The 3,528-nt window shown below is 59.9% G+C and carries 1 protein-coding gene and 1 pseudogene; both read right to left on the reverse strand.

Going from position 1 to position 3,528, the window contains the following annotated elements; all coding sequences use genetic code 11:
- Positions 1 to 3,062, reverse strand: a 3,062-nt coding sequence (locus ACXJ7R_RS27665; RefSeq protein WP_457154600.1) for a beta strand repeat-containing protein, incomplete at its 3' end; no start/stop codon positions are given.
- A gap of 241 nt (positions 3,063 to 3,303) precedes the next feature.
- A pseudogene (locus ACXJ7R_RS27670) lies at positions 3,304 to 3,528 on the reverse strand (hypothetical protein); the annotation flags it as partial.

Here is a 3,528-nt window from a genome sequence, read left to right on the forward strand (position 1 = left end):
GCATAGCCTTGGGTGTCATAGCTGCCGGTGGTGCYGAGCACGCCGTTCGTCACATCGCTTCCGCCGATGAAGCCGGARGCGGAGACCAGCGCGTAGTYGWAGTTCTTGCGRAACAGCGCGTAGCCGCCGAACATGCCGGCCTTGTTGGTGCCTTCKCCGATGGCGTCAAATCCYCGGAACCCGCCGAGGTTGACATCGGTCGAGGCATARCCGGCGAAAACGCCGAGGTTCAGRCCATACTSATTGTCGAACTGGAAGTGTTTGGCGGCATTGAAATCCAGGCTGAYGGCGGCCGAAAAATCATTGGCATCGAAGCTCGGGCCGGGGCCATTCAARCCRCCGCCACTGATGTCGTAGCCGTCATGCTCGGTATGGGCGAACTGGCCGGAGGCGAAGACGCCGAAGCTGGACGAAACCGGCACCATTGCCCCCCCGGTTGCGGGCGAGAGGTTGAGGTCAGCATCGATCGCATCACGGTTTATGCCGTAGAGGGCGTCGATTGCCACCGTGACCGCGCCGGCGTTGGTGGCGCTGGTGGGCGCCGCGGCAATACCAAAATTGGCCGGAGTAGCACGCAGGAACAAGCCGCCATTCGGGCCAGTTACGACCTCATAGGTGAAAAGCGAACCCGGCGTGCCGGGAATGCCCACGACGCTGAAGGTTCCGGCAATCGGTCCGCCGGTCGAGACGATGAGCGGGATATCGGTCGCTTGGGCGAATTGCGGCGTGCCCAGCAGATTGACGATGATGGTGTTGGCGCCTGTGGCGGAAAACGCGCTGGCAACCAGTTGATCCGACTGCAACGTCTGCTGGTTGATGTCGAGGCTGATCCTGGCGCCGTTGAGCGTAAGGCCGCCGAGCGTCAACACGTCGTTGGCTGCACCGTCCGTCATGTTGATCAGCGAATTCGTCGCGATGATCGAACCTGGCATGTTGACGTTGCCGTTGATGAAAAGCGTCGAACCGTTGCCGAGATTGAGCTGGTTGATGCCTTGCGTGCCACCGCTGAAGCGGAGCGTGGAGGCGTTGGCCGAAAAATTGTCGAAGCCGGTGAAGTTCTGGCTCTTGCCGCCGGCAGCGAGGTCGGTGCCTGTGACGGTGCCGTTGGCTCCCGTGCCGCTGAACAGGACCCCGTCGGCTAGGTTGAGCGGATCGACCGTGCCCACATTATCGATGATCAGCGTGTTGGCGCCGATTCCGGTGATGCTGCCGCCAATCGTGCCGCCGGAGAGATGGACGTGGTCTGCGTCGATGCCACCCTCGATGGTGCCGCCCGAAACTGAAACCTGGTCGAATCCGGCACCGCCGCTGACACTGCCGTGGATGGTTCCGCCGGAGACGGCTACGGTATCATCACCGTCGTCGCCAGTTACGTTCCCAGTGATGGCGCCGCCGCTGACGGTTATCGTATCGTTGCCGGTGCCGCCGTTGACCGAACTGGCGATGGTGCCGCCCGAGATGCTGATGTGGTCATCGCCGTCATTGCCGGAAACCGACCCAGCGATCGTTCCGCCGCTGATGGTGATTGTATCGTTGCCGAGATCACCGATGATTTCACCGGTTACTACGCCACCGGATACAAAAATCCGGTCGTTGCCATCATTGCCTTCGATAAAACTGTTTATCGTGCCGCCGCGCAGATCGATCGTATCATTGCCCGCGCCGCCGCTCACGGCGCCGCCGAGCGTGCCGCCGGTCATCAGGAAGCTGTCGTTGCCATCTTCCAGGCCGACAGAATCGACGCCGTCCCCACCCTCACCAAGATCGATCCCGATACTGGCGTTGCCCGAGATCGTGACGTTGTCGTTCTGGCTGCCGGCGAAAATCGAACCGTCAATCCTACCGCCGCTCACGTCATAGGTGTCGCCGCCGCCGTCGCCGAAAACCGAACCGGTCACACGGCCCGCGGTCATGTTGAAAATATCGGCGCCGTCGCCGAGGTCGACGATGCCCGGAGCCGCGGTCGTCCCGATGGTGCCGCCGTTGATGTTGACGGTGTCGTTGCCTTCGTTGCCGAATATGCTGCCGCCGATGGTGGCTCTGCCGCCGACCGTTATCGTGTCGTTTCCGATATCTCCATCAACGTAGAGATCGATCGCGGCATTGCCGTTGATCGTGATCTGGTCGTCGCCTGCGTTTCCGGTCACGTAGCTGTGGATCGCGCCACCGCTGACAACCAGCGTGTCGTTGCCACCGTCGCCGCTCAGACTACCTTCGAGGATGCCACCGGTCATGGTGAAATGGTCGTCGCCGTCGCCAAGCCCGATAGAACCTCCTCCTTCCGAGTCGCCATAAACTATGGCGCCGTTCTTGATGGTGACGATATCGGCGCCGCCATTGGTGAAAACAGATCCGGTGACAACGCCGCCGGCGCCATCGACGACGCTTGTATCGCTGCCAATGGTGATGGTGTCGATGCCATCTCCGCCGAAGACTGAACCGTTGATTTGACCGCCGGTCATCTCCAGCGAATTATTGCCTTCGCCAAGGTCGATGTCCTGAATGCTGCCGGCCTGGATGACGACCTTGTCATCGCCCGCCCCGGTATTGAGATTGGCCATGACGTTGGGGCCGAATGGCTCGCCGTCGAAATCCCCATATGACATCTGAAACTGGTCGTTGCCGCCAAGGAGTTGGACGGTTCCCGCTCCCGGCTCCAAGGTGGTCGTTACCTCCGACGTTATCGGCGGCAGGCCACTTACGTCGGGCGTAGCCGTAATGTTGTCCAGGATGCCGCCAACGATGCTTACAATGTCGTCGCCATTRCCGTCATAATTGTTGACGATGACAGTCGACGAGCTGTTGTCTTGCCCTTGGTAACCCTTGAACCCTGTCGCGAATGCGCCGTTGATGTCCTGGACATTTCCGGTTGTTGTGCACTTGACCGTGACCGACGTCGTTTCGAACGTCGTCACGGCCGAGATGCCTGAGCCAACCGTTGTCGCGGTGCCGCTCGCGGCAGCGGAGCAGGCTGCCGCGCCAGATATTTGGAAAGTGGATGCTGCCGCCAACGCGAGCAGCGAAACACCTGCCAACTGATAGGCCTCGCGCGGCACTCTCATTCGACTCCACCTTACGAGAAATCGATACCGTCACAAATTAAGGCAATTAAGATAGGTCCCCGACCCATCTGATTGGGCTCGTCGACTTGCTTGACCTTGAGTGTACGTGGCGGGCTGCTCTGCGGCAATGGTTAGACGTTCGCCCTCGGACCACTATAAGGCCATCTGTGGCGAGAAGGTCACTATAGAAAAGCTCGACGCGAGCTGTTTACACCCATGTTCACAGTTCAAAGGGCACATCTTAGAGATCAGAATAGGCCGCGGAAACGGTCAGGTCTCCCGCATGAGCAACCTTGCGATTGTAGCTTGCCCATATTTCGCCGCCACATTGCTGCGCCCAGCGGTGACAGAAAGAAAAATCGGTGGGCAAATCCACGTCCGGCGTCACGATCTTTGAAAAAGGCGTCAGAAAGCTCTCGAACTGTGCGGTGTATTTGTTGTTTCTGTAGCGCGACCGGTTCACCGT

The sequence above is a fragment of the Mesorhizobium sp. P5_C1 genome, assembly GCF_054049815.1.